General features: G+C 36.4%; 3 protein-coding genes. 2 read left to right on the top strand and 1 reads right to left on the bottom strand.

What is annotated here, in order from left to right; all coding sequences use genetic code 11:
• Nucleotides 1-203: 203 nt before the first annotated feature.
• Nucleotides 204-392 (top strand): hypothetical protein, encoded by a 189-nt coding sequence (locus tag U0M88_RS00510; protein WP_331868575.1) that lies wholly within the window; start codon nt 204-206, stop codon nt 390-392.
• Between the two features lie 145 nt (nt 393-537).
• On the opposite strand, the gene U0M88_RS00505 is transcribed toward U0M88_RS00510, so the two are convergent.
• Nucleotides 538-1,146: a hypothetical protein gene (locus U0M88_RS00505; RefSeq protein WP_022789772.1), complete on the bottom strand. Its 609-nt coding sequence runs from the start codon at nt 1,144-1,146 to the stop codon at nt 538-540.
• Nucleotides 1,147-1,619: 473 nt separating this feature from the next.
• On the opposite strand from U0M88_RS00505, the gene U0M88_RS00500 reads away from it, so the two are divergent.
• Nucleotides 1,620-1,988, top strand: a complete 369-nt coding sequence (locus U0M88_RS00500) for a helix-turn-helix domain-containing protein (protein WP_331868574.1) — start codon at nt 1,620-1,622, stop codon at nt 1,986-1,988.
• The last annotated feature ends 79 nt before the right edge of the window (nt 1,989-2,067 follow it).

The raw sequence follows: 2,067 nt of genomic DNA, 5'->3' as shown, positions 1-2,067 counted from the left end.
CGATACAATGCATTGTTCTGTATACAAAGAGAAGTACAGGGGATGGATGCCCAGGAAATACTTGTCTATGTCTTAAAGAAGTTGAAGTACTCTATTCATTACTTTTTTATCCGGCAGATTGCAACAGATGCTTTATTTGAAGTTTCTTTTTAATGCTGAATTATGGCTAAATCACCAAACTGTGGGTATAGCGTAAAAAATTAATGAGATTTTATGATTCTAAACCTGAAGAAATATTGGTCTTAGAAGATTCGCCAAGTGGACTGAAAAGTGCAGTCAAGGCAGGCTTGGATGTGGCAATTATAGAGAATAGGTTAACAAAATATATGGTATTTGAGGATGAGATGAAATATAAGTTTAAATCGTTAAAAGAGGTAATAAAAGCGTTATAAGCCTACTAATATTGCTATTTTCACGAAAATTGACTTTTAATACAATCACAAATCTTAATTTAAAAAGTGTGCAGATCACGTAGCTGAACGAACCAGTTTGTGGAATGCACACTTTTTTTAATAGTGGAAATTTATTTACTTGTTTTTATACACGGCCGATCGCATATTGGAAAGCATCCTCTTCGACCTTGCTTGGATCGTATTCTTCCAGGATTTTTCCATAGCGTTCACGATAGTCATTATCAACTTCTGCCTGTGGAATGACCTTGCAGGCTTCATTGAAGAAGTGTTTTGAGTCACGTCCCATTGCTTTACCGCGCTTTGTGTGTTTATCCAATGCCAAATCGATGATTTCCGGAACTTCACCCATTGCAGCCGTTTTAATGACGATGTTCTTTAAGAAATCGCTGGAACGATCTTTTTGGCTGGAACATAAAATACGAATCGCATGGATGAAATACATTGGCTGATCTGGATCATCATAGGCATATTCTTTACGCATCTGATTTAATACATACATATGTCTTGCGGCATCTAAATTTCCGAATCCGACATCTTCAACAGAGATTGTTAACAAACGACTCCACAGCTTTTCCAATAATACAGGGCTTGTTGTGTAAAGCTCATACGCATAACGGCATGCAAGTTCTGTCATGGAACGACGAATGGATTTCTGTAATCCGGAAATGACTTCATCGGCCATTAAACCGTGTTTTGTTTTGGCTTCTGCCCATAAGCTATAATCTTTACTCATGAAAGTACCTCCTTAAATATGTTTTGTTTTACGGAATTTATTATAAGCACGAGCTATTTTTTGTTCAACTAAACAATTTCCCATGGCTTAGGAAAGTTGATTGGGGGTACTTTTTTTTCAATTTCCTAAGGAAAAAGGAAATAAATTATTTGTTTTCCCATAAAAATCACATAAAATAGAGAGCGCCATGACATAGTGGACTTAGTAAAGAGAGAGGAGAAACAAAATGCAAGCAATTCAAAATGCGCTGATTATTACGGAGTGAGAAGTCCACTCAATACGGCAAAATAAGTCCATGTATTACGGTGACGAAGTCCACTTGATTCGTTATACAAGTCCATCAGAAATTAAATTTTTTATCATGATCATTTATAAGTGGCGTAGCCTGGTTTTATTCTATCCTCTTGTTCTATAAGATATGTATGCGATGCTTATCGCATTTTAATATCTTGTGGAATCGGAGGTGTTTTTTTATGCGAGATGTTAAAAGGGTTTTGGAAATGAGATCTCAAAACCATAGTCAGCGAGATATTGCGCGCGCCACAAAAGTATCAAGAGATACAGTTAGAAAAATATTCAATGCCGCTGACTCTAAAAAAATCTGTTGGTCATCTATTCAAGATCTTAGTGAATACGATGTCCAAAAATTATTGTTCGAAGAAGAGGTGAAAATCAATCTGTCAATCAAGCAGCCGGATTTCGACTATGTTCATAAGGAATTGTTGAAACCCGGCACAACGATCAAACTGTTGTGGGAAGAATATGCAGATGCTTGTCGGTCCATCAATGTCCCTTTCTGTTATGAAATGACGATTGTCAAGTGGAAATATTCACTTCTTTGATTATCGTCACTTTTTTTTGAAATCAAGGATATTAGACAGGAAACTTCTTGTCAGAATTATCGGTGATTGGCCACTCTGT

This window comes from Faecalicoccus sp. (assembly GCF_036552745.1).
Lineage (GTDB): Bacteria > Bacillota_I > Bacilli_A > Erysipelotrichales > Erysipelotrichaceae > Faecalicoccus.
This window is presented reverse-complemented; position numbering and strand designations above follow the sequence as displayed.